At 35.0% G+C, this 26,724-nt stretch carries 11 protein-coding genes; 9 read left to right on the top strand and 2 right to left on the bottom strand.

The window, feature by feature from the left end; all coding sequences use genetic code 11:
• Positions 1-121 precede the first annotated feature (121 nt).
• From CQ046_RS07810 to CQ046_RS07795, 4 genes are all read left to right on the top strand, one after another.
• Positions 122-2,695: a zinc-dependent metalloprotease gene (locus tag CQ046_RS07810; protein ID WP_228406904.1), complete on the top strand. Its 2,574-nt coding sequence runs from the start codon at positions 122-124 to the stop codon at positions 2,693-2,695.
• Positions 2,696-2,701: 6 nt separating this feature from the next.
• Positions 2,702-6,034, top strand: coding sequence for a SusC/RagA family TonB-linked outer membrane protein (locus CQ046_RS07805; protein ID WP_105701718.1), 3,333 nt, complete (start codon positions 2,702-2,704; stop codon positions 6,032-6,034).
• 12 nt (positions 6,035-6,046) lie between these two features.
• Positions 6,047-7,366 carry a RagB/SusD family nutrient uptake outer membrane protein gene (locus CQ046_RS07800; protein WP_105701717.1) on the top strand — a complete coding sequence of 440 codons (1,320 nt, stop codon included), beginning with the start codon at positions 6,047-6,049 and terminating at the stop codon, positions 7,364-7,366.
• 79 nt (positions 7,367-7,445) lie between these two features.
• Positions 7,446-8,207, top strand: coding sequence for a LytR/AlgR family response regulator transcription factor (locus CQ046_RS07795; protein ID WP_105701716.1), 762 nt, complete (start codon positions 7,446-7,448; stop codon positions 8,205-8,207).
• Positions 8,208-8,395: 188 nt separating this feature from the next.
• Here CQ046_RS07795 and CQ046_RS07790 read toward each other — a convergent pair whose 3' ends face one another.
• Entirely contained in the window at positions 8,396-11,515 is a 3,120-nt protein-coding gene (locus CQ046_RS07790; protein ID WP_105701715.1) for a M60 family metallopeptidase, read from the bottom strand.
• Positions 11,516-12,689: 1,174 nt separating this feature from the next.
• Here CQ046_RS07790 and CQ046_RS07780 point away from each other — a divergent pair.
• The 5 genes from CQ046_RS07780 (at position 12,690) to CQ046_RS07760 (ending at position 25,387) form a co-directional block, all read left to right on the top strand.
• Positions 12,690-13,601, top strand: a complete 912-nt coding sequence (locus CQ046_RS07780; RefSeq protein WP_105701713.1) for an NDP-sugar synthase — start codon at positions 12,690-12,692, stop codon at positions 13,599-13,601.
• Positions 13,602-13,711: 110 nt separating this feature from the next.
• A complete protein-coding gene (gene nagB / locus CQ046_RS07775) occupies positions 13,712-15,646 on the top strand; it encodes a glucosamine-6-phosphate deaminase (RefSeq protein ID WP_262498047.1) in 1,935 nt (644 codons plus the stop codon).
• A gap of 1,211 nt (positions 15,647-16,857) precedes the next feature.
• The gene (locus tag CQ046_RS07770; protein WP_105701711.1) at positions 16,858-19,752 is read left to right on the top strand and encodes a SusC/RagA family TonB-linked outer membrane protein; all 2,895 of its coding nucleotides are present in this window, start codon (positions 16,858-16,860) and stop codon (positions 19,750-19,752) included.
• An 18-nt stretch (positions 19,753-19,770) separates the two neighbouring features.
• Positions 19,771-21,423 carry a RagB/SusD family nutrient uptake outer membrane protein gene (locus CQ046_RS07765; protein ID WP_105701710.1) on the top strand — a complete coding sequence of 551 codons (1,653 nt, stop codon included), beginning with the start codon at positions 19,771-19,773 and terminating at the stop codon, positions 21,421-21,423.
• A 151-nt stretch (positions 21,424-21,574) separates the two neighbouring features.
• Positions 21,575-25,387 (top strand): TIM-barrel domain-containing protein, encoded by a 3,813-nt coding sequence (locus CQ046_RS07760; protein ID WP_105701709.1) that lies wholly within the window; start codon positions 21,575-21,577, stop codon positions 25,385-25,387.
• Between the two features lie 189 nt (positions 25,388-25,576).
• On the opposite strand, the gene CQ046_RS07755 is transcribed toward CQ046_RS07760, so the two are convergent.
• A complete protein-coding gene (locus CQ046_RS07755; protein WP_105701708.1) occupies positions 25,577-26,575 on the bottom strand; it encodes a GntR family transcriptional regulator in 999 nt (332 codons plus the stop codon).
• Positions 26,576-26,724: the final 149 nt, after the last annotated feature.

The following is a 26,724-nucleotide window of genomic DNA, read 5'->3' as shown; positions in this document are numbered from 1 at the left end:
ATCCATTCACTCCCAAAATATCACCACTCACTCCCTAATATTTATATATGATTCACGATACCTATAGCTTTGCTTACTGAAACTAAGATATTTACTATTTGGAATGAATCGGACTATTTTAATGAAGAATTACAGACTTGCTCTGTATCTCGGTCTTGCTATGGCTTCACCAATGGCAGTAGCACAGAAAAAAGATAAAGATACGGTAAAGGTCAACAAAGAAAAAACAGATAAGACAGAGACATCCTCGTCGAAAAAAACAAAAAAAATTGAAGACCTGATCAAAAAAGGAATCTATAAAAAGGGACTTTTTAATACTATTCAGTTAAAGACGGATATTTATTTTGAAATTCCAGACAGCTTGATGGGACGTCAGTTTTTGGTGGTTAACAAGCTGTCTCAGGTACCCATGCAGGTCAATGAGGCAGGTTTGAACAAAGGAATGAATTATGAAAATAAAGTCATTTCCTTTCACCGTGATCCTGTAGCTAAAAAGGTATGGGTAAAAACGGTGGTTCCTAAAGTGTCTTCACCAAAAAATGATGCTATTACAAAATCTGTGAAAGACAACTTTTCAGAATCTGTAATTGAAGTCTTTGATATTGAAGCACAAAACAGTGACTCTACAGCGGTGGCCATTAAAGTGAATAAAGTTTTTGATGGAAATCAAAAGAGCTTTAATGATGTTTTGGCGAATGTAGGATTAGGAGGATCTGTGAAGTCAAGCCTTTCTTATATAGAAGGAGTGAAAACATTTCCTAAAAATCTTGTAGTGAAGTCTCAATTGTCTACTTCTGTCAATGAAGGCGGAGTAGATCTTCCGGTAACATTAGGAGTTACGACCAATCTGGTTCTGCTTTCTAAAATACCGATGAAACCAAGAGTAGCCGATTCAAGAGTAGGATTTTTCTCCGAAAAACACTGGTCGTTTAATGACAATCAGCAGAAAATGGATGAAAAGTTTTTCATTACCAAATGGAATCTTGAACCCAAAGATGAAGACAAAGAAAAATACTTAAGAGGTGAGCTGGTAGAGCCTAAGAAACCGATTGTTTATTATATCGATCCAGCAACACCAAAACAATGGCGTGAGAAAATCATTGCCGGAGTACATGACTGGCAGGCGGCGTTTGAGCAAGCAGGATTTAAAAATGCAGTGATTGCGAAAATGCCGGACGAAAAAGATGAAGATTTTGATATTGATGATGTAAGATATTCTGTAATTACTTACGCCGCGTCGCCAAAGTCAAATGCAATGGGACCCTCTGTGGTAGATCCGAGAAGTGGTGAGATTATCGAAGCAGATATTATCTGGTGGCATAATGTAATGACTTCTCTTCATGACTGGATGAGAATTCAGACAGGACCTATCGACCCGAAAGCAAGAGGAAATAAATTCAGTGATGAACATATGGGTGAAGCCATTCGTTTTGTTTCATCTCATGAAGTAGGTCACACCTTCGGACTGAAGCACAATATGGGATCTTCCTTTGCATTTCCTGTAGAGTCGCTTCGTTCCAAAGAATTTACAGATAAAATGGGTGGTACGGCCCCTTCCATTATGGATTATGCACGTTACAATTACGTGGCTCAGCCGGAAGATGGCGTTACAGCAATCACTCCGAAAATTGGTCTTTATGATAAATATGCCATAGACTGGGGTTACCGTTGGTATCCGGATGAATTCGTGGAGAAAAAAGCGCTAAAAAACCTGATTGAAAAACATGAGGATGACCCGATGTATTTCTACGGTGAGCAGCAGAGCTACCTGGAAACCATTGACCCGCGTTCGCAGTCTGAAGATTTAGGTGATGATGCGATGAAAGCCAGCGAGTACGGAATGAAAAACCTGAAAGTTGTGATCAATAATCTCTTGAAATGGACGTATGAAGACGGTAAAGAATACACCGATGCCGGAAAACTGTATCTGGGAGTTATCGGGCAGTGGGATCTGTATACAGGTCATGTAATGGCGAATGTAGGAGGAATTTACCTAAACAACACTGTTTTTGGTAATAAGAAAAAGGCTTACGAAGCCGTTCCTGCGGAAATTCAGAGAAGAGCAGTTGATTATCTTGTGAAAAATGCCATCAATCTTCCGGAATGGTTATTCTTTAACCCGATTACAGAAAAAACATATCCTGTTAAAGACTCACCAATGGGACCCTACGAGCAGACGCCGTATACCCTGGCAAGAGGAATGCAGTATGGGACTATCTATTCCCTATTGATGGATGACAGACTGTTGAGGTTACTTGAAAACGAGATGAAACATCAGGTTTCAGGATCGAAAGAAGAGATCTACACCGTTGAAAATTTATTTGATCAGGTAAGAAAGGCTATTTTCAATAAAAAAGGAAGCCTTACAATGCTTGAGAAAATGACTCAGAAAAATTATGTGGATGCTTTGATTGTTTCGGTAAACAAATTATTTGAAAAAACAGCAGTGAAAGCATTGAAAACAGATGATACTCTGAATATCCCGACCATCTGTAATTTCCATGAAGAAGATTATGGGTTGAGGAATATCAATTATTCATCCATGAAGAGAGTATCAGAAGTCACTACTTACAAGAGGGCAGAACTTCAGAAGGTTCTGGACTTACTGAACAGAACAAGATACAGAGGCGATGATGCTTCCAGAGCACACTACACAGATTTAATTATTCGTATTCAAGAGGCTTTAAACAAATAAACGGCAATGAAAAAAACTCTAATACTTTTACCTCTTTTAGCTGCTAACATCGCAATGGCTCAGCAAAAGAAAACCATCACTGGGAAAATAGAAGATGGAAATACTTCTCATATCATTACCGGTGCATCTATAAAAATTGAGACACAATCGGTCTCTACAAAAACAGAATTAGAAGGAATTATCGAAAGTGTATCAGTAGGTACAGTTACCGATAAGGACGGAAAATTTATACTAGAAATTCCTGCCGATACAAAAACGGTATTGGTAAGTTACCCAGGATATGAATCCAGAGTGATTCAGCTTAATGAAGGACAGACCAACTATACTATCAGACTGACTTCGGAGGTAACAGATAAAAATAAAATCCAGGAAGTAATCATCACCGGTTACCAGAAAATTGAAAAGCGTAAGCAGACTTCAGCGGTTTCTACAGTAAAAATGGACAACATCAGCCAGGCTGGTGTTGCCAGTATAGACCAAATGCTGGCAGGGCAGATTGCTGGTGTGGCAGTAACTCCCGAAACCGGTGCTCCTGGTAGTCCTGCGAAGATCAGAATCAGAGGTACAGCCTCTCTTTCCGGTCCTCAGGATCCGCTATGGGTAATTGACGGTCTTCCGTTAGAAGGAAATGATGTTCCGAACTTTACGGATAAAGACAATATTGACCAGCTTCAGAACTTCTCTATTGCAGGATTGAACCCTAACGATATTGAAGATATCACCATCCTTAAAGATGCAGCTGCAACCGCTATTTATGGAGCAAGAGCAGCCAACGGAGTAATTTCCATTACCACAAAAAAAGGAAAGAAAGGAAGTCTGAAACTGAACTTCTCAGCAGATACTTTCGTGACATCACGTCCTGATTTTGGAAAACTGAACCTTTTAAATGCTTCTGAAAAAGTAGACCTGGAGCTGATGCTTGCAAAGCGTGCAGATCTTACTTACCGCGCAGATAAAGGAGAAGTGATGAGAATTCTGACTCAGAACAGCCAGCTTGATGCTTTCAGAAATGGAGGTTTTGATGCATTGAATTCATTGACTCGCCAGCAGATCAACGGTTTAAGAAACAACGATACAGACTGGGGTAAACTTTTGTACAGAAATGCCATCAACAAACAATACGGGTTAAGTGTTTCCGGAGGAAGTGATCGTGCAGATTATTATTTCTCCCTGGGATACTATGATGAAGAAGGAACAACTGTCGGTACAGGTTTTAAACGTTATAACCTGACTTTAAAAAACAATTATAAATTAAGCGATAAGTTAAATGCAGGAATCTCTATTTTCGGAACGCAAAGTGAACGTACATCTTTTGTAACGGATGCTGATGCTTCTATCAACCCTGTTAATTATTCAAGAAACGCCAATCCTTATCTGAAACCTTTCAATGCAGACGGAAGTTATAACTATGATAAAGATATGGATGGTTATGAGGATCGTTATATTCCTTTCAATTTTCTTGAGGAAAGAGAAAATACAAACTATTCACTGAAAAATAACTCTTTGAAAGCGATTTTAGATTTAGAATATAAAGCTTCAAAAAGTTTAAGATTTACTTCTCAGTTAGGTATTCAGTATGATACAAATAAAACAGAGAAATTTGCTGCAGAGAATACCTACTTCACCAGAAAAATAAGAGAAAATACCCGTTATTACAAAGACGGAAAATACAATTACTTTCTACCAGCTGGTGCCGTAAAACAAAACTGGGATAATGATTTCTTCCAGTACAACTGGAAATTGCAGGCGGCGTACAGCACGAAGATCAATTCAAAACATGAAATTGATTTGATGGCAGGAACGGAAATTCGTAAAACAGAAGATAATACGACCATTACAAGAGCTTTTGGGTATGATCCAAAAACAAGAAGAGCTACGGCCATTGTTTTCCCGAATTCAGGTTTTGCAGCTGATAAAAGATATGAAACATACCGTGAAGCAGCTCCTATAGAAAATGCTTATGCTTCTATGTTTGCGACAGCGTCTTACACCTACGATCAGAAATATACTTTCTTCGGAAGTGTAAGATATGATGGAACCAACCTTTTCGGGGTGAATAAAAAATATAAATACCTTCCAATATGGGCAGTTTCAGGATCATGGCTGGTGACGAAGGAAGACTTTATGAAAAATATTTCTGCAGTATCTAACCTTAGGCTAAGAGCTTCTTACGGTCTTCAGGGAAATATCGACAGAAATACTTCGCCATTCTTTATCGGTGAATACAATGATGCAACTATTCTTCCGGGAGTAAAAGAAGGAGTCATCAATGTTATCAGCCCTCCTAACGATAAATTGAGATGGGAAAAAACGACCAACACCAACGTTGGACTTGATTTAGGCTTGTTCAATAATCGTGTGAGTCTTATGGCTGATGTGTACAGCAGAAAAGGAACAGATATGATCAGTATGAGAGAAACTCCTCTTGAAACAGGGTTTGAATACACGATGATGAACTGGGGAAGTTTGACCAATAAAGGTTTTGAATTGGCAATATCTACCAGAAACATCAATCATGATAATTTCAAATGGACTACCACGATCAACTTTGCACACAACAAGAGTAGAGTATTGAGTGAGCAGCCCCGCGACAATGCTTTCCTTCCTTCAAGAGAAGGTCTGCCTGTAAATGCAGTTTTTGCTTTGAAAACTGCAGGAATGGATGAACAAGGAAACCCATTGTTCTGGAAAGGGGATCAAAAGATTTCTGCAGCAGAATTCTTTAAATTATATGATGTGTATGCAGATTTCCTTCCGGGACAGCTTGTGAATACAAAACTTTCAAACGCTGAGCTGAGAAGTCTATTTACGTACGTTGGAGATAGAGATCCGAAGTTTACAGGAGGTATTATTAACACATTTAAGATAAGCGATTTTGACCTTACTATCTCTGCAACATTCAATCTGAAGCAGACGGTAATGAGAACACCTTCTTACCGAGGTATGGATCTGGATAGAGGAAGAAACTATACAAGAGATATCTATGAAGCAGGAGGTTCGCTTCCAGGTATTACAAGTCCTGAAATGGATGCTAATCCGGACGGATGGATGGCGAATAAATGGTTTGCCAGCAATCGCTCAAGCGCGTACAATCTGCTTGATGTATGGGCAAAAGAGATCAGCTATATCAGAATCAGCAGCATCCGTTTAGGCTATACACTTCCTAAAGAATTTACAAATCCTATGGGAATCAGCAGCTTGAGACTGAGTATTGAAGGACGTAACCTTTTTGTATTCAGTAACGGATATAACGGATATTTCGATCCGGAAACGTATGGTAATATTTATGCACAGCCTATCACCAAGTCGGTGACTGTAGGATTTAATGTTTCTTTTTAAAACTTGAGAAAAATGAGAAAAATTACAACAATCATAGCGCTTACAGCAATCAGTCTTATCAATATCGGATGTGACAGATTTTTAGATATTCAACCTGAAGGAAAAATCATTCCTGTTACAGCTGAAGATTACCGAAAAGTACTTACATCAGCGTATTCAAAATATCCGGTTCACAAATCTATGGTAGCACTTCGTACCGATGAGACAAGTATTGATGATAATGGAGTAGATTTTATTTCTAATCGTGAAATGGCAATGTGGAAAGATTCGAACTATGACTCTAACTCTGTGGAGCTTCCTTGGTTAAGCTTTTATAACGTAAACTTCTATCTGAATCAGATCATCAATGAAGGAAGTAAAACCATGCAGGATTCTCAAGAGAAGAATCAGATTTTGGCAGAAGCTTATGCATTGCGTGCTTACCTGTATTTTGATTTGGTGAATTTATATGGAAAGCCATACAACAGTGCTACAGCTTCTACAGACAGAGGAGTTCCCATCAACCTGGAAATTGATCTTGAAGAGGTATTGAAGCCATCATCAGTGCAGGAAGTATACAATCAGGTTCATTCAGATCTTAAAAAAGCAGAGGACTTGATGGTGGAGCAGAAACAGGCATTGGGAGTTAATTATAGATTCTCCAAAACAGCATTGTTGGCATTTGAAGCAAGAACAGCTCTATACGAAGGAGACTGGAACAAAGCTTTAAACTTTGCAGATCAGGTATTGGCAGTGAAAAGTGATTTGAGCAATTTGAATACCGCAAACACAGTACCTAATCATTATGCTTCTCCGGAATCTATTATGGCCTTGGATAATACATGGGATAACTCTATAAAAAACTTATGTTTTGCATCTCCGGAACTTATTTCTTCATATAATTCTACTACAGATAAAAGGTTTGGCATGTATTTTGGAAAAAATGGTAGTAAGTATAAAGTCACCAAAGGAGGAAGTTTAGAATTTAAAGTGTCTTTCAGAACAGCAGAACAGTATTTTATAAAATCTGAAGCATTGTTAAAGTTGAATAAACTGGCTGAAGCTAAAGAAACACTTCTGAAAGTATTAAAAAACAGATATACTCCGGACGGATATACTTCAGTACAAAATGCCGTGTCTTCAATGGATTCTACGGCATTTATGAACTTTATTCTGGATGAAAGATTCAGAGAATTTGCTTTGGAAGGACAAAGATGGTTCGACTTAAGAAGAGCAAATCAGAAAAAAATAAGCCATATAATCAGTGGCAAAGAGTATATTCTTCAGCAGAATGATCCGCGATATACCATTGAATATCCAATGAGTGCGAAGAAGAATAACCTTAATTTATAAAACTTCATATCAAATTCAATACAGAGGAAACCGCTTGAACTTAATTGTTTTAGCGGTTTTTTTGTACTTTTGCAGCGTTATGAAAATTGCCATTATAGAAGATGAGCTGCTGGCTGTGAATTATCTGAAAAATCTTTTAGATATACAGAGCATTGTCCCTGTTACAGAGACGGTTATTCTTCGGTCCAAAAAACAGGCAATTGATTTTTTTGAAAAAGATTCTGCAGATCTTATTTTTATGGATATCCATCTTGGGGATGGAATGAGCCTTGAAATCTTTGAGCATGTAGAACTTTTTACCCCAATCATTTTTATTACTGCATTTGACGAATATGCCATGAGAGTTTTCAGGCATTTCACGATTGATTATCTTCTGAAACCTTTTGAAGAACAGGATTTACATAAAGCTTTACAGAAATTTATTTCTATAAGAAATAATTTTGATCCTGAACCGGTTCTTAAATCCATTTCCTCATTAAGACAGCCGGATGATGAGATGATGAAACGTTTTATGGTAAGAGAAGGGAATAAGCTTAAATCAATAGACGAGCATAATACCGCTTATTTTTTTGCCTCAGGGAAATACCTTTTCCTGACTACAAAAGATCATCAGACCTATATTTACGATGATACCATTAAAGATATCATTCAGAAGCTGAATCCTGAGATTTTCTTTAGAATAAACCGTAAATTTATCATTAATAAAGAAGCTGTTTCTGAGATAATCAAACATTCCAGTCAAAAAGTAGAGCTAAGACTTTCTCCGGAGCCGGAAGTGAATGCCGAAGTTTTTATCAGTAAAATGCAGATTGCCGAATGCCTGAACTGGCTGAACAGGTGATTAGACTTATTTTAATCTATATCATTATATAAACGCAAAGTTTATATTTACTGATTGTATTGAAAAATAATGGGAAACTTAGAATAAACAAAAAAATCAGAATAGGAATTTTCCTATTCTGATTAAAAATATATTTGAATGATTGAATTAATCAGCCTTTTTCAGGACTGGTCACACTTATGTAACTATTATTCTTTAATAATCTTAGATTGATAGGTATTGGTTCCATCATGTATTGAAATAAGATAGATTCCCGTTTTCAAACCTTGGATTTTATCATTAATTTCTTTATTGATCTCATTTAAAGAGCCTTTTGCTGAAATAAATAGCTTCCCTGCCATATCGTATAATTCTGCTTTCAGATTTTCTCTTGAATTTTTACTATCAATAACTAATTTTTGGCCATTTTTTAAAGGATTCGGATAAACACTAAATTCATTATTATTTGTTTTAATATCCTTAGCTGCTAACGTATAGGCTGGATAAACCAGTATTTTTTGTCCATTGTATCCTACAGCATACACGTTCAGTGCATTGGCAGGATAATCTACATACGTATTTGCCAATGTAGTATCTCCTGTTCCTACAATAGAAACACTGATGAGCTGGTTACTTGCATTATAGGTTTCAAAAGCAACAGCATTGTTCCATTTAGAATTATCTATCAATAAAAACTGTCCTTGTGCATTGGTTGTAATCTGTGCACCCACACCTGTAACCCCCGAAACAGGCTGCATATTCTTGAATGCATTTACACTATTCGCTGAAATATAATTGATAACCGGAGATATAGGTTTAGTATATCCTTTTGCCAGAACATAGCTTTTCACATCATCAATCATGCTTTGCGTAATGGTCATTTGAGCATTGGTGTAATCTGATATTGTTCCATTGATTGGCTTTAAAAAACCAGTGCTTGTGAAGAAATCTGTAAGATCTTCCTGCACAGCGTCACAGGTATTTTTTACAAAATTCATTACCAATTGTCCCTGTGTAAGCTGAGTTTCGTTTGTATTTCTTACTTTCTCAGCTACTGTAGCAAACCAGTGTGCATAATCTACTCCCGGAACTGTAGGAGTAACCGTAGGGGTATCTTCATCAGACATATCTGAATCAAATGCAAGGGTTGAAGCACCTTTTGAAGCACCTGCCAATTGATAATACAATTCTAATTGCCAAAACGGAACAAGGCTTCTGAAATTCGCGTCAGCAGGATTCACATAATCAGTTCTGAACTGATCCATAATACTCTTCCCGTTAATTTGAGTCTGAATAATAATTTCTCCAAATCTGTTTCCTGCTACTTGAGGAAAGGCTGTTTTATCGGCAACTTCACCTTCCAGTCTTGTAAACCTGTTGCTGCCTGTAGGTGAGTACATATTATAATAGGCCCATGATGAGTATAAATTGTTAGTGATTTCTGTTGTACCAACCCAATTTAATCCTGGTCTTACCTGATTGATATGACCTAATTCATGTGCCACACCCCAAATATCGAGTCCCGGTGCTGAGGTTGAGTTGGACAATCCCCAAGTAAGATCTAAATGAACTCCCATACCTCCTGCGAACCATCCTCCTGTAGATTCCATGTAAACAAGCTGTCTGTTTTTGAAGTTTTTATTGAATTTAAAGAAGCCCATCATTTCTCTTTCAGACTTGGCAATTGCATCGTACTTATCGATCAAAGGCTGAGCGGTTGTGAAATGGAAATTACTTACCGCAGACTTATTGGTAATCAGTTTTGTATAATACCCTTCTATATCAATTTTTGGATAGACATCATTAGTCAGCATTTCTGCCCATTCTGCAGACGTTGTACCTTTTTTATAAATACCATTTACAATGCCTGCTGTGATATTTACAGTTACAGGGACAGCGTTTGCATCATCAGTGTAATATGAAATATATCCCAATCCTGTATTAGTAATAGCGAGGATATTTATTCCGTTTTTTAGTTCATATGTTTTTTCAGGAGACGCGCCTTCGGTAGCAAAATCTCTTATTTTTAAGTAAACTTTGTTTTCGGACGTAATATCTTTTGCAAAAACAATAGCAGTGGTATTAGGCTGAAAAGCTATTCCTGTTGGGTTTTCATATCTATTATAATTCCCTATTTTATATTGGGCATTTATTGATTCAATTGTTTTATATGCTGTAAAAGTCTGTACCCTGTATTTTTTATTGTAGGTATTATTAAATAAACACTGAGCTAATCCTTTCATAAAAGGAGAGGAAATGGCATCAATATCCTGCTGGGTTACAGTTGGTTTTAAAGTACTGAAAATAGGATCATTAAAAATTGTTGAGTACACTGAAGGATTAAAACTATTAGAGCTGGTCTGAAAAAATTCCATTTCGGCACAGCTTGCAAAATTATTTTTACCATCAAGAACTTCAATTTTTATATTTAAAGGAGTAATTGCGGAAGGAAAGTTTACCGTTTTTATGGCGGATGACTGTCCGAAATTCTGAGTAGAAATAGTAACGTAAGCAGGATTAGAAATTGTATTATAGCTTATTTTTACATTTCCAAAAAGTCCGTTTGGCCCGCCATCCTGTCTTGGTGTGTACCTTAAATAATTCATAGCCGTCTGCCCATCAAACTTATAAATCAGAGAAATAGGAAAAGTAGCTGCTGTTGCATTCCAGTCACAATGATAAAGGGTGCTTACATCGCCATCAAAGGAATTTTCTATATTTTCTCCCGGTTGGAAACTTGAGGCCGAAGACCCTGCTACCTGTGGCAGGACAGATATATCTGCATAAGCAGAAAACTCATTGGTTGCCAGTGTACATTCTGTTTGTACAGGATCCATCTGTTCTGTAGAATAAAATTCCATCTCAGCACAACTTGAAAAATTATTTTGAGCACTTAGAACATCAATCCTAATCACATCAGGATGAACAATTGCTGTTGGCAAATCTATTGTTTTTGCCGTATTATCCGCTGCCCAGGAAATAACTCCGGTTGCTGTCGTAAAAACGGTAGGAGCGGATTGCGTAGAATAAGAAATCTTTACACTTGTCCAGATTCCGTTAGGACCTGTTGCCCTAGGCTTGTATACTAACTTGTTTACACTTTTTACCCGATTGGAAAATTTGAAATTTAACTGGTCCGGAAGTGCTGTACTCAAATTATACTGAGAATGATAAAGAGTATTCATATTATTATCAATACTCTGTCCGGCTTCCTGTCCGGATTGTGCAGGCTGTAAAGAATTTACATACGCTACAGGCATCTTATACTGCTGCGCAAAAGCAGTCTGTAAAAAGAAAAGAAATAAAAGAATAAAATAATTGTTTTTCATTTGGTTTAGATTTTTGATTAAAAAATAAAAAAATAAGAAGGTATTAATATCTTATAGGGGCTATGGCTACTGTCTACATCACCGCCAGATGAATCCAGCTTTGATTTGTTTTTGGATAATAATTGTATCCAGCGACCTTCCCAAAAATTCCTTATGCACTATTTACAATAATGATAAAAACACTTTAATAGCTCAAAACTTTATCCTTGAAAAGACTTTTTACATTACAAGTAAACATTATTTTCATTGCACTTCTGTTTTAAGTACTTGTATATTTATACATAAAAACAGTTTTCTCAAAATTAATAATTAAAGTAATTGGATAAACTTATGCCTACCTGTTTTTGAATATTCACTACCAGTTGACTTGTAATGTTCTGAAATAGCTTTATTAAACAAGTAGAAATGAAAAAAATGTCAAAACAAACATCATAATTTTAAGCAAGTAGTCTTATAAAAGGCAAGAAGAATGGGAAAGTTACAGAAATAGACAAAGAGTATATCAGTAAATTTGGAGCCTGTAAAAAGTGTGATCTTTGAATTCTCTTTTTTTTGAGAAGTAACAGGAAATTCCCTGCACAATGCTTTTGCTCACATCGCTAGTGGAGCTAAGCAAAATAGGTCAACTGGTGGTGAATATTCAAAAACAGGTGGGTACTGGTTTGTATAATTACTTTAATTGTTAATTTTGGAATAAAGGTTTTAGTTATAGATATCCAAGTACTTGATTAAGGATATAGAAAATGAGATAGTACCCAATCTTTCAATTCCGAAACGAGGACTTTTATCAAGAGTTCCTTTGTTGGAGATTGTAATATCTTATTTTGATCAAATAACTCAAACATTGGAAAAAGCAAATATTACTGTAGAAGGTTTATTTGTTAACGAAGATGCTGGTTTTGATTCCTGGAAATTTATAATACACTTTGAAAATAAGTGTATTATGCTTAATATTGTTTTTAGTAAAAGTAATGAACAGATACCGAAGATTATTATTTTGATGAAATTTTATATAAGGAAAGGTATGCTATAGAAAGAAAAAATGCATGGCTGGATAGCTTTCGTTCTTTACTCAATCGTTTTAACATAACAGTATCGAGGTAGAAGCCTTTATGGTAATAGCTTTGAAGAAATTTTATAAAACCGAGAAATTTTAAATAACATTATTAAAAAAATGAACACAAATTACCCCCCTACACTAATTGTTTTAGCCGCCGGAATGGGCAGTAGATACGGAAGTCTTAAACAGATAGACACATTTACACCACAAGGAGATACTATTATAGATTTTTCTTTATATGATGCATTGCAAGCAGGTTTTAAAAAAATTGTTTTCATCATTCGTAAGAATTTTGAAAAAGAATTTAAAGAGATCTTTGAACAAAAGCTAAAAAATAAAGCCGAAATAGAATATGTATTTCAGGAAATAGATACCGTTCCGGCCAAATATCTTAATCCAGAGCGTACCAAACCATGGGGTACCGGTCAGGCATTATTACTTACTAAAGATGTGATGCGCGAAAATTTTGCCATTATTAATGCTGATGATTTTTATGGGAGAGATGCCTTTATGGCAATGTATGATTTTTTAAAAGAAACAGACCCCAACTCTTATAATTTTAGTATGATAGGGTATTTATTGAAAAATACGGTTTCAGACCATGGATATGTTTCCCGAGGGGTATGTGATATAGATTGTAATGGAAACTTATTAAACGTTACTGAAAGAACCCACATAGAGAAAAATAAGAACGAATTAAGATACAAAGAAGAAGAGACCTTTACAACAATTGAAGGTGATGCATCAGTATCAATGAATTTTTGGGGATTCACCCCAAAGTGCTTTGAACTTATTGATGATTCTTTTACAAGATTTTTGGAAGATAATAAAGGAAGTTTAAAAGCAGAATACTATTTACCAACTTTGGTTGCCGATAGTATAGCATCCGGAAAAGCTAACGTAAAATTACTGAAATCTAACGATAAATGGTTTGGAGTTACCTATCCTGAAGATAAAAGAAAGGTGCAAAAAGCTATTTCAGAATTAAAAATGAAGAAACTTTATCCAGAAAATTTATGGGAATAATCTAACTTTATAACGAATAAATTAAAGTGTAAGAATAGGAAATTATTCATTGAAAATTTAGAAATACAAATTCTATATGTAAATTTAATTTTAGCACATCACAAAACCAAATTAATATGTTAAAGAGCACAATAGATTCCTCTACAGGATTTGAAAAAAGATTTGAAAAAATAGAAACAGTTATTTTTACGGATTCACTTTCAGCTTCGAAATCCGTGGCAAAAGAGATCTCAGACCTTATACGTGTAAAGCAGTCTCAAAAACAACCTTGTATTTTAGGACTGGCAACAGGTTCTTCACCCAAGAGTTTATACGCCGAATTGGTACGTATGCACAGAGAAGAAGGCTTGAGTTTCAAAAATGTAGTCACTTTCAACCTTGACGAATATTATCCTATGGAACCCGATTCCATACATAGTTATGTCCGTTTTATGAAAGAATTATTGTTTGATAAAGTAGATATTCTTCCTGAAAACTATCACATTCCTGACGGAACATTATCTAAAGAAGAAATAGCAGACTATTGTACTGAATACGAACTTAAAATAGAAGCCTTAGGCGGAATTGATCTACAGGTTCTAGGTATTGGGGGTAATGGTCATATCGGGTTTAATGAATCGGGCTCCTTACAAAATTCCAAAACCCGTCTTGTGGCATTAGATCATATCACAAGAGTAGCCGCAAGCAATGAGTTCTTAGGATTGTCAAATACGCCCAGAACAGCTATTACATTGGGGGTAAAGAAAATAATGGAAGCGAAAAGAGTCATCCTATTAGCATGGGGTGAATCTAAATCAAATATTATAAAAGAGTCTGTAGAAGGTCCTGTTACCAACCTGGTGCCAGCTTCCTATTTGCAAGAACACAAAAACGCTACTTTTGTATTGGATCAGGGAGCAGCTCATAAGCTTACCCGAATTAATACTCCATGGCTGGTAGAAAAAATAGAATGGACTGATGTATTAATCCGAAAAGCAGTTTTGGGATTAGCACAAAAAATCGAAAAACCTATATTAAAGCTTACCGATTCTGATTATATAGAAAACGGAATGAGCGATTTGCTGGCAGACAAAGGACCGGCTTACGATATCAATATCCAAATTTTCAATAAATTACAACATACCATAACCGGCTGGCCAGGAGGTAAGCCGGGAGCAGATGATACTAATAGACCAGAAAGAAAGACCCCGGCTAAGAAAAGAGTACTTATATTCAGTCCACATCCGGATGATGATATTATTAGTATGGGCGGAACTTTCATAAGACTACATCAACAGGGGCATGAAGTTCATGTAGCCTATCAAACTTCTGGAAATATAGCAGTAGCGGATTCTGAAGCATTGCGATTTGCCAATTTTGTGTGTGATTACAACGAAATGTTTGGCATAGAAAATGGTCCGGCGAAAAAGATTTTTGATAAAGCAGTCAAATTTTTACAAAATAAAAAAAATAGTGATATAGACATTCCAGAAGTAAGACATATAAAGGGTTTAATAAGAAAAGGAGAAGCAAGATCTACTTGCTATTACGTGGGAATACCAGACAGCCAGATTCATTTTCTGGAAATGCCCTTCTACGAAACAGGCAGAATAGAAAAAAAACCACTGAGCAAAGAAGACATAGAAATTGTATCAGATATAATAGACAAAGTAAAACCTCATCAAATATTTGCGGCTGGTGATTTAGCAGATCCTCATGGAACACATAAAGTGTGTTTGGATGCTATTTTTGAATCTGTTAAAAATTTAAAACCGAAGGAATACATGAAGGATTGTTGGTTATGGCTATATAGAGGAGCATGGAAAGAGTGGTCTATAGAAGAAATAGAAATGGCAGTTCCACTAAGCCCGGACCAAATTTTGGAGAAGCGCTATGGGATTTTCAAACATCAATCTCAAAAAGATGGAGTAGTATTCCAAGGGACAGACATGAGAGAATTCTGGCAAAGAGCAGAAGAAAGAAACAGAGAAACAGCAGAAACTTATCATAAAATGGGACTTGCTACTTATGCTGCTATGGAAGCTTTTGTAAGGTGGGAATTCTAAAAAGTTGAATAATGTCTTAATCAAAAAAGATATTTTGTCATAAAAAAATAACGTTGATGTTTTATAAATCATACAAAAAATAAGATTTTAACTTTGCTGAGGTAGATAATTAGGGGAAATTTGAAACCAAAACGAATACCTTTGATAGTATATTCAGCAAATTCTATAGAAGAAATTTCACTTCCTAAAGGTTTGTGAAATAGGTTTTATGCCTGTATTTCAAGGATATTGAGGATATTTAAGCTGCTGACAAAGTTTTGGGTAGTTGTGCCAGAAACTCTTTATATTTTGTTCTATTCTTTGGTAGAAAATAATTCTTCAGCAGTACAAATACAAAATCTATAAATCAAATTCAATACATATTTAACTTCTTTACTGATATAACTCTTTAATCGGTATTGATGGTAGTCTTGGGCGGATTTTCTCCGCCCATTATTATTTTAACCTTTAAAAACTCATCTTACTATTTGATTGGTCATCCATGAATAAGAAGATGAAAACATTTTTATAGTGATAGGTTAAGTGTTTTTTTTTCTCTTGGAAAATAGAGAAGCAAGAGGCGGGTCTGCCAACTATAATCAATCTCTCGGAGCTTCCTGATAAAGCATGGTCAAATAATTTTCAAACTGGTGGTAAAGGTACAAAAACTGGTAGCTACCAGTATGGAGGTATGATGTAAAACTATACATTTGAGTCACACAGGGTTAATATTATAGTAATAGTGAGTTCACACTCAGAAAAGGAAAATAAAAAGAGGGTATATCGTGTATTTGGACATAATTGGGAGGTTTCATTTAACTATTTTCTAATTGTGTCGGAACAGAGATTATTATAAAATAGGGAAGATCATCATTTTTTTTGTTCTTACCTGGAAAAAATGGAAAATGGATATGGTTTTAGAATTCTACATCATCTGGAAAGCTACAACTAAATCTCTCACAAAATGATTTGGCTAAAAGGACATTATTAAAAAATAAACTGCTCAATAGAATGAAGGATATTAGGTAGTGAAGGGGGTAAAAAAATAAGAGCGATTGCATTTAAAAGTGAAAATAATACTGAAATAGTCATTGAGTTCTACAGAATCTGAAGAGCAAAAGAATAAGACAAGGCCTTTAGATTTTTCTTATTAGATCTTATTCATAAAGAAAGATTGGTAAGAAGCGAACTACCCTTAGATAAAATAATATTGTTATAAAAGTCAATAAAATATGAAGAAAACTACAATTTGTATTTTGAGTGCCATTCTAATGTCATCTATCACATTATTGGATGCACAGGAAACTAAAAACAAACCTTCAGACTCCATCACTAAAAAAGTAAAAGATGTGGAAGAAATTGTTTTAGTAGGATTTGGAAAACAGAAAAAAGGAACCGTTTCCGGATCTATAGCTTCTGTTGATAAAAAGATACTGCAGGATCGCCCAACAACAAGCTTAACAGCGAGTATACAAGGTGCTTTACCAGGAGTTACCATTAAGTCTTCTTTAGGAGATGTAGGTTCTGTACCTACCTTAAATGTAAGGGGAAGAAGTGTTGCGGGGAATTCACCACTCTATATTATAGATGGTATTCCCTCTAGTACTGCAGATTTTTCCAGGTTAAGCCCAGCTGATGTTGAAAATATAAGTATACTAAAAGATGCTTCAGCAGCTATCTATGGTGCAAGAGCTGGTTATGGGGTGGTTCTTGTCGAGACCAAAAAAGGTGGTGGAGGTAAGATGATTATAGGTTATAATATGTATAATGGCTATCAGTCACCCACCTATTTGCCTAAGTATGTAGATGCTGTTGACTATATGAAACTGAAAAATGAAGCATATTATAACGCTAATAATAATGTTGGTCATTTTTCTCAATATAAGCAAGATCAAATAGATCTTACAGCTGCAGGTACAGACCCGGATAGATACCCTAACACAGACTGGTATAAAGCAACTTATAGAAAAATGGCAAATGTACTTAATAATGAGATTAATGTATCAGGTGGAGATAAAACCCGTTACTTCGCAAGTCTAGGCTATTTGAAGCAGGAGTCTCTATCGCCTACAAAAGCTATGGATAGATATTCTTTTAGGACCAATACATCCTCTAAATTGAGTGATAAACTTACAGTAAATTCTAATATATCGTTTATCAAACAAATGATCAATGATCAGGGAGGTGGTATTAATACCGTAGAACTAGCGAGAATAACTCCTACTATGGCCGTAAGACAATCCAATGGATGGTGGGGATCTGTTAATGCCGGTAAAGTAGATAACACATTTGCGAATACCAATCCTGTAAGAAATAACATAGAAGGAGGGGATTCCAAGTTAAATGATCAAAAATTTATGGGGGCATTATCCGCAAACTATACTCCCGTAAAAGGATTAAATATAGATGCTCAAATCAGCTATTCAAACTGGAACTATCGTAAAGGTACTTTTGTAAATACATTAAATCCTGTATATAATTTTTTAACTAATGCTCCTATTGGTTCAACTGCGAGAGCGATTAATAACTATAGTGAAGAATGGAAGTCTGATGAATGGCTTAATACCCAGGTTTTGATAAGTTATGAAAAAAAGATATCATCACATTATTTTAAAGTATTGGGAGGTACTTCCTATGAAGACTATACAACCAGATCTATATCTGGTAAAAAATCTAATATACCAAAGGATGGATTACATTCTTTAAGTGCTCTTTCTACCCTTGATGGAACCTTAGATGAATTAAAGTCTAATACTCAGCAATATGCTTTTCAGTCTGTTTTCGCTCGTATTAATTATAATTATCAGGAAAAATATTTTTTAGAAGGTATTATAAGGGCAGATGCATCTTCACGTTTTGCTAAAGAAAACAGATGGGGATATTTTCCTGCAGTTATGGCTTCCTGGAGGTTAGATAAGGAGAATTTCATTAAAAACCTGAGTTTTATCAATACTCTAAAATTAAGAGGTTCTTATGGCAGCACCGGATCTATCAATACCATTGGTTATTATGACAATCAGACCTATATGAATAATGCTTCTTCAGTTCTGGGGAATGTTATAGTAGGGGCAATGGTACCGGGTAAGCTTGGATTCTCGGGTATAGGTTGGGAAACAATTGTTACCAAAAATATAGGGCTAGACGGATCTTTATTCAATAATACTTTCACTTTCTCAGTAGATTTATATAACCGTCTTACAAAAGGTGCGTTAATGAACAATCAATTAGCATATGAAACAGGTGTACTCATAGACAGTAATCCAGACAAAAACGAAACACCGCCAATTAATGCAGGTGATGTAGAAAATAAAGGGATAGAAATTAGTTTGGGATATAATAAAAGTTTTGAAAATGGAGACTTTTATATCAATGCTAATTTTGCTAAAAACAAAAATAATATTCGTTCACTTATAAATAACAAACCTTTATATGATAATAACTGGATAACACAAGTAGGAGGCTCCATTGGTGATTTCTACGGATACAAAACTGCTGGTCTCCTAACCCAAGAGGATATTAACAATAATTATCCTAAATTATACAGCACCTCTCAAGCTGGCGATATAAAATATGTAGATATTAATGGTGATGGAGTTGTTGATGAAAACGATAGAACTGTAATAGGAAATGATGTTCCCAGTTTTACCTATGGTCTAAGTATAGGAGGCAGATATAAAAATTTTGATCTTAGCGTAGTAGGGCAAGGGGTAGCTAATGTTCAGGTATATCTGGATAAAGAATCTTCTCAGGCATTCTTCAATGGTGCCGGTGCAAAACAATATGTTTCAGATAATAGATGGACTCCGGAAAATCCCAATCCTAATGCCTTGTATCCTAGGATTCTGCCGGCTGGGGGAGGAACTCAAAATATAGGAGTTACTTCAGATTTTTGGCTTTTTGATGCAAGTTACTTTAGAATTAAGTCTATTACTTTAGGGTATTCCATTCCTCAGGAAACAATTAGCCGAATAGGACTGAAAAAATTCAGGATATATGCAAACTTAGAGAATTACTTTACACTGAGAGGAGATAAACGGATGAAAGATTTTGATCCTGAAATGGCTAGCGCCCGTTCAACCTATCCCTACTTAAAAACCATATCGTTTGGTATCAATGCAACTTTTTAATCTATTAAACATCTGAAAATGAAAAAAATAAAAATTATATTACTATCAGTTTCCCTGACTATAGTTACTAGTTCTTGTAATTTAGATAGGTTTCCCGAAGACAAAGTATCAGAAGAAACATTCTGGAAAACTGAAAAAGACGCTACCTTGGCATTAAATGGTATTTATACATACATGTCTAGCGCTGCTTATAGCAGTTTGTATAACGATAGTTATACCGATAATTCATATGCTCAATATCCCTGGGAAACAACTGCAGTAGATGCTTCGGCAGGAAATATACTTCCTTCTATAGATTTCGGATACGATTTTACTACAATTAGAAGAGCAAATACTTTTTTAGAAAAAATTGATGAGATTCCCATGGACAAAAATTTGGCTGGCAGATATAAAGCAGAAGCCAGATTTATAAGAGCTTTTAATTATTTTGATTTATCTCAACGCTTTGGAGCTCTTCCACTCGTGCAAAAATCAGGTGAACTTGATGGCTCCACCCTCACACCTATTTCTGAAACTCAAATTGATGATTTTGTAACCAGTGAATTAAATGCTATAGAAAATGATTTACCAGCTGTCTACCCTTCTAGCCAGGATAAGGGTAGAATAACAAAAGGGGCTGTCTCAGCGTTTAAGGCAAGGGTATATTTATACACAGGAAAATATAAAGAAGCTTATGAAGCTGCTCAATCAGTAATGAATTCCGGTACTTATGATCTTTTTAGTACAACTTTAGTAGACACAAGTACAAATTACGACAGTTTTGTTACCTTTACTTCTGCCACAGATAAAGACAATTTTTATAAAGGCTTAAGTAATTATCAAGCATTGTTCTGGGCTAAAAATAATGGCAACAAAGAATCAATTTTAGAAGCTCAATTTGTACCAGATTCTAAAGGAATATTTAGTAATAGCATGGCTCTTTTCCTATTGCCAAATGAAGAGAGTGGATGGAGTTCTATAACCCCAACCATTGATTTGGTAAATGCCTATTGGAATAAAGATGGAACAGTATTTTCACCCCCTTCTAATGCTACAAGAGCTTCAAACTATAATCATGGTAATCCAAATAACGCTTATCTGGATGAATTTAAAAACAGAGATACTCGTTTATATGCAAGTATAATGCATCCAAATGGACCTTGGTCTTACTTAAAAGGTTTTGGAACAAGTACACTGTTCAAATGGAGTGAAGGTGGAAACAATACGTCTAAAATAGGCTATAATTATAAAAAAATGGCAGATTATGGCTCATTAGATGAGAACTTAAATATGAGCAACAATTTTATGCTTATCCGTTATGCAGAAGTATTACTCATATATGCCGAAGCAAAAAATGAATTCTTTGGCCCGGATTCTACTATTTATGATGCATTAAATCAAATTAGAAGTAGAGCAGGTATGGTAGGAGTTAGCAACGCACAAACAAAAGAAACCTTAAGAGACATTATCAGAAATGAAAGAAGAATAGAATTGGCAAATGAAGGCCACAGATTCTATGATATCAGAAGATGGAAAATTGCCCCAAATGTAATGACAACCGTTTATGATATAACCAATACACAGGTGGCAACCAGAGTTTGGGATAATAGATTTTACAGATTTCCTTATCCTCAAAAAGCTGTGGATTTAAATCCGAACCTAAAAGAAGCCCAGGCAGCAAAGGGATATTAATTTTATATAAATGACCATAGTTAATACTTGATAAAAAACTATTTTTGAAAGTCTTAATATCACAAAAAGTTATAGTTAATTTTATCTTCAATGTTGATATTACTTTCATAGAGTAGTATAAAATGTCAATTAATAAATAAAATCAAGGTAAATGGATGCAGTGTTAAATTCAAAAATTCAAAAGATTTTACTACTGAGCTCTTTTCTTTTTTTCTTCATTGGAAAAATTCAGGCTCAAAAAATTGAAAATGTTTCTAAGAAAGGAGAAACTTCAGTAGAAGTTTTGCTTTCCGACAACAAAAAAATACTAATAGATTTTTATGGAGAAAATATTTTTCGATTATTTTTAGATCCCACAGGCGGAGAAGTAAGAAATCCCGAAGCGATACCTCCTGCTCAAATTTTGGTAGATCAGCCTAGAAAAAAAGTAAAAGAAATTACTGTCAACAATTTACCACAGACCGTTTCTATCTCCACCAGTAAAATTAAAATAGAAGTTGAAAAAACAACTTCTTTATTTAAAGTATTCAACTTGAACCTTAATAAAGAGGTATTTTCTTTTATAGCTCCTATTGAATTTAATTCTAAAGAAGCTGTGCTCACTTTATCTCAAGGAAAAGATGAATATTTCTATGGAGGCGGTGTACAAAACGGTCGATTTTCTCATAAAGGAAATACTATTTTCATTGTGAATCAAAATAACTGGACTGATGGTGGTGTAGCATCTCCAAATCCTTATTATTGGTCTACAAAGGGATATGGCTTTATGTGGCATACTTTCAAAAAAGGATATTATGATTTCGGTAAACAGAATAAAAATGAAGTGAAACTGGCTCATGAGACTAATTACCTTGATGTTTTCTTTATGGTAAATGATCATCCTGAATTTTTGTTGAACGATTTTTACCAGCTCACAGGGAACCCTGTACTTTTACCCAAATTTGGTTTTTATGAAGGACATCTTAATGCCTACAATAGAGATTATTGGAAAGAAGATGATAAAGGAATTCTATTTGAAGACGGAAAAAGATATAAAGAGAGCCAGAAAGATAACGGTGGAGTTAAAGAATCTTTAAATGGAGAAAAAAATAACTATCAGTTTTCTGCCAGAGCTGTGATAGACCGTTATAAAAATACAGATATGCCTTTGGGATGGATATTACCCAATGATGGCTACAGTGCAGGATACGGACAGACAGAAACTTTGGATGGCAATGTAGCTAACCTAAAATCTCTCGGAAATTATGCCAGAAAAAACGGCGTAGAAATAGGATTATGGACGCAATCAGATTTGCATCCTAAAGAAGGGATAAACGCCCTTTTGCAAAGAGATATCATAAAGGAAGTGGGTGACGCAGGCGTAAGAGTATTAAAAACGGATGTTGCCTGGGTAGGTCCTGGCTACTCATTCGGACTGAACGGTATTTCAGAAGTAGCTCAAATAATGCCACGCTATGGTAACGGAAGTCGTCCTTTTATCATTTCGTTAGACGGCTGGGCTGGTTCACAACGATATGCAGGTATTTGGACGGGAGACCAAACGGGTGGAGAGTGGGAATATATCAGATTCCACATTCCTACTTATATAGGTTCTGGTTTGTCTGGCCAGCCTAACATTACCTCGGATATGGATGGTATTTTTGGAGGGAAAAACCCAATCATCAATACAAGGGATTTCCAATGGAAGACCTTTACTCCTATGCAGCTCAACATGGATGGCTGGGGAACCAATGAAAAGTATCCCCATGCTTTGGGTGAATCAGTTACTTCTATTAACAGAAATTATTTAAAATTGAAATCCAGTCTGCTTCCTTATACCTATAGTATAGCGAAGGAAGCCGTAGAAGGATTGCCAATGATCAGAGCAATGTTTTTAGATGAAGCTAATGAATATACCTTAGGAAAATCTACCCAGTACCAGTATCAGTATGGACCCTATTTCTTAGTAGCTCCCGTATATCAGGCTACAAAAATGGATAAAGAAGGAAATGATATTAGAAATAATATTTACCTTCCTAAAGGAAATTGGATTGATTACTTCACAGGACAGACTTATGAAGGAGGAATTGTTTTAAATCATTTCGATGCCCCAGTTTGGAAACTCCCTCTATTTGTGAAGCCAGGCGCTATTATTCCGATGGTAAATGCCAATAACAACATTCAGCAAATCAATAAAAAATTAAGAATTTATGAAGTGTATCCTTCAGACAAATCCAGTTTTACAGAATATGATGACGATGGCGTAACCGAAAATTACAGGAAAAAAGAATCTGTAAACACGCTTATAGAAAGTAATGTTGTGAAAAATACAGCAACAATAAGCATTTCTCCTACTCAAGGTAACTTTAATGGTTTTGAAAAAGAAAAAATAACAGAATTTAGAATTAATGTTACTAAAAAGCCATCTGGTGTAAAACTTTCTATTGGAGGTAAAAATGTAAAACTGAATGCAGTAAATACTTTAGATGAATTCAATAATGCAACAAACGTATATTTTTATAACAGCAAACCAGAATTCAATAATTTTTCTACAAAAGGATCTGAATTTGCAAAGGTTTCAATTTCTCGAAATCCACAACTTTGGGTAAAATCAGAAACTACTGATGTAAGCAAGAACAAAGTAGAGCTTGTCATTAAAGACTACCAATTTATCAATTCCAATCAATTAAAAAATAATTCCGGAGCATTTGCAGAAGCTTTAAAACCAATTACTTCAGAAAATACAAATACTGCATATTCTATAGTACCATCGTGGAATACAATTCCTAATGCTGACTATTACGAAATACTATATAACAATATGGTATACAGTAATATAAAAGATACCTCTTTCTTGTTTGAAGGATTAGCTCCTGAAACGAAATATGATTTCAAATTAAGAGCCGTAAATAAAGCCAATACCTCTGATTGGGTTCCTTTTTCATCCCAAACCAATAAAAACCCTTACGAATTTGCCATTAAAGGCATAAAAGCAACAGCCACAATTCCAAGTCAGGAAGGGGAAGGTCTGGAAAATCTTTTTGATCAGGATGTGAGCACCGGCTGGCATTCAGATTATGAAAAAAGCAAAGTCCCTTTTGAAATAATTTTAGATTTAGGCTCTATTAATACCATAAGCAAATTGGAATATATTCCTAGAAACAGTGGCTACAACGGAATATTTATGAATGGTAAAATTTCGTATAGTGATAATAAAAAAGATTGGACAGAACTTGGCTCTTTTACGTGGGATAGAAATAACAAAAGTAAAACTTTAGATTTTGCCACACATCCTACCACACGATTTATGAAAATTGAAGTAAGCAATGCTTTCAAAAACTTTGGGAGTGGAAACGAATTATATGTATTCAAAGTTCCCGGGTCTTCAAGCTTACTTCCTGGTGATATCAATAATGATCAGAAAATTGATAGGAATGACTTTACTTCCTATATGAATTATACAGGTTTAAGAAAAGGAGATTCTGATTTTGAAGGATATATTAGCAATGGAGATATAAATAAGAACGGTTTCATTGATGCATATGATATTTCTAACGTTGCTACAAAAATAGATGGAGGAGTGAGCGATGAAGAATTGAAACCATTGCAAGGCAGCATTACAGTCTCTGCTTCAAAACAGCAATATGCTAAGAATGATATCATTGAAGTTGTAATAAAAGGTAGTAATCTGCAATCTGTAAATGCATTGAGTTTTGCTATTCCATATAAACAAGAAGAATTGGAATATATAGGAATTACGCCATTAAATATCGGACAAATGGAAAACCTGACTTATGATAGACTGCATACCAACAAAGAGAAGGTATTATATCCTACGCTGGTTAATGTAGGACAAAAGCTTCCTTTAGAAGGCACAAAGGATTTATTCATTATTAAATTTAAAGCAAAACGAAACGGATCATTTAATATAAAAGCAGCTAACGGTTTGCTGGTTGATAAAACACTAAACTCTATTAACTTTTAATTACGAAGCTGTTTAAAAGCAAGAGAAAGAATTATATTTTTTGACACGAATCTCAGATGTGAGTAAGTTAAAAAGTCAAAGGCTTAGATTGTATAATCTGAGCCTTTTTTAATAAGCTTACGTTGCTTGAGAATAATTCCACATTTTTTAACTTTGAAACAACTTCAGGTAAAAAATAATTCAAATCAATTACAGGGAATTCCTGATAATTAAATCCGAAGCATTTTCAATTCTTTGTTGTTTGGCATTAAGAATCATCTCTGCTAAGATCTTTCCCATCTGCCAAAAATCTGTAGAAATCGTAGTAATGCCATTTTCTACAATCCCTTTAAGAGGTGTTTCGTTATAGGAGATAATGCCGAAATCCTTTTTAATCTTTAGTTTCTGCTTTTTAGATTGCTTAATCACATTTACCAGGTGTTTATCATCAGGAATGATAAATACATCTCCATTCTGTATTTCCTCATCGGTAAAATTACTGATAATGATATGTTTCTTTTTATACTGTTCACAAAAGCTGGTAAATCCTTCTACCATGCCTATAGGTTCTTTTTTTCCAGGGAAAATAAGAATCAGTCTTTGGTAGGCTTCAAGCAAAGTTTTTGCTTTTGACAGACCGTTATACATGTCTTTTGCGAAATTCTGATATACCGATGAATATTCTCTTAAATGTAAATTGGTTTGATCTAATATATAAACGTCCTTCTTGGGAAGCATCTTAATAATGCACGCTGTATCATTCATATTGCCGGGCATAATGATGTATTTTGTGTAGTTTCCATTATTTTCTTCAATTAGCTTCTTGAAGACATCTATATTGAAATAGTGGAAAAAAACATGGATATTAGATCTTTGTTGCAGCTCTTCCAAAAATGAATTATAAAGATTCTCCTTGAAAGCATTAAGCTCATCAAACAGTAGAAAAATTCGCTCTTCAAAATCCCAATCGGTACTTTTTATATAATATCCTTTACCCAAAATAGCATTTACTATTCCTCTTTTTTTCAGTGTTTCGTAAGCATATAGGACAGTGTCTCTGGAAATACCGAACTCCATACATACCTTATTGATGGAAGGTAGTTTGTCATTTTTTTTTAGCAGTTGCTGAGCAAGAGCTTGTTCAATGGAATTTATAATCTGCTGGTATTTAGGCACAACAGAATCGGGAATTATTTTTATAAGCCTCATAATATTTCCAATTTTTTTTAAACTAGTAGTAAATATACAAAAACTGGTAGGAACAAGTATGGAAGTGATCCTTAAATTTATACATTTGACAATATAAGGGCTTATTTTATATAATTATGGTGTAAAATATTCAATTTTATTCTCAATGA

The organism is Chryseobacterium sp. MYb7, assembly GCF_002979455.1.
In the GTDB taxonomy this organism is placed as follows: Bacteria; Bacteroidota; Bacteroidia; order Flavobacteriales; family Weeksellaceae; genus Chryseobacterium.
The sequence above is the reverse complement of the archived record's forward strand: the minus strand, read 5'-3'. Positions and strand labels throughout refer to the sequence as shown.

Coding starts and splice junctions, on each gene's coding strand:
- CQ046_RS07805 (WP_105701718.1), top strand. CDS start 2,702: ATGAAAAAAACTCTAATACTTTTACCTCTTTTAGCTGCTAACATCGCA.
- CQ046_RS07770 (WP_105701711.1), top strand. CDS start 16,858: ATGAAGAAAACTACAATTTGTATTTTGAGTGCCATTCTAATGTCATCT.
- CQ046_RS07800 (WP_105701717.1), top strand. CDS start 6,047: ATGAGAAAAATTACAACAATCATAGCGCTTACAGCAATCAGTCTTATC.
- CQ046_RS07795 (WP_105701716.1), top strand. CDS start 7,446: ATGAAAATTGCCATTATAGAAGATGAGCTGCTGGCTGTGAATTATCTG.
- CQ046_RS07760 (WP_105701709.1), top strand. CDS start 21,575: ATGGATGCAGTGTTAAATTCAAAAATTCAAAAGATTTTACTACTGAGC.
- CQ046_RS07765 (WP_105701710.1), top strand. CDS start 19,771: ATGAAAAAAATAAAAATTATATTACTATCAGTTTCCCTGACTATAGTT.
- CQ046_RS07755 (WP_105701708.1), bottom strand. CDS start 26,575: ATGAGGCTTATAAAAATAATTCCCGATTCTGTTGTGCCTAAATACCAG.
- CQ046_RS07810 (WP_228406904.1), top strand. CDS start 122: ATGAAGAATTACAGACTTGCTCTGTATCTCGGTCTTGCTATGGCTTCA.
- CQ046_RS07780 (WP_105701713.1), top strand. CDS start 12,690: ATGAACACAAATTACCCCCCTACACTAATTGTTTTAGCCGCCGGAATG.
- CQ046_RS07790 (WP_105701715.1), bottom strand. CDS start 11,515: ATGAAAAACAATTATTTTATTCTTTTATTTCTTTTCTTTTTACAGACT.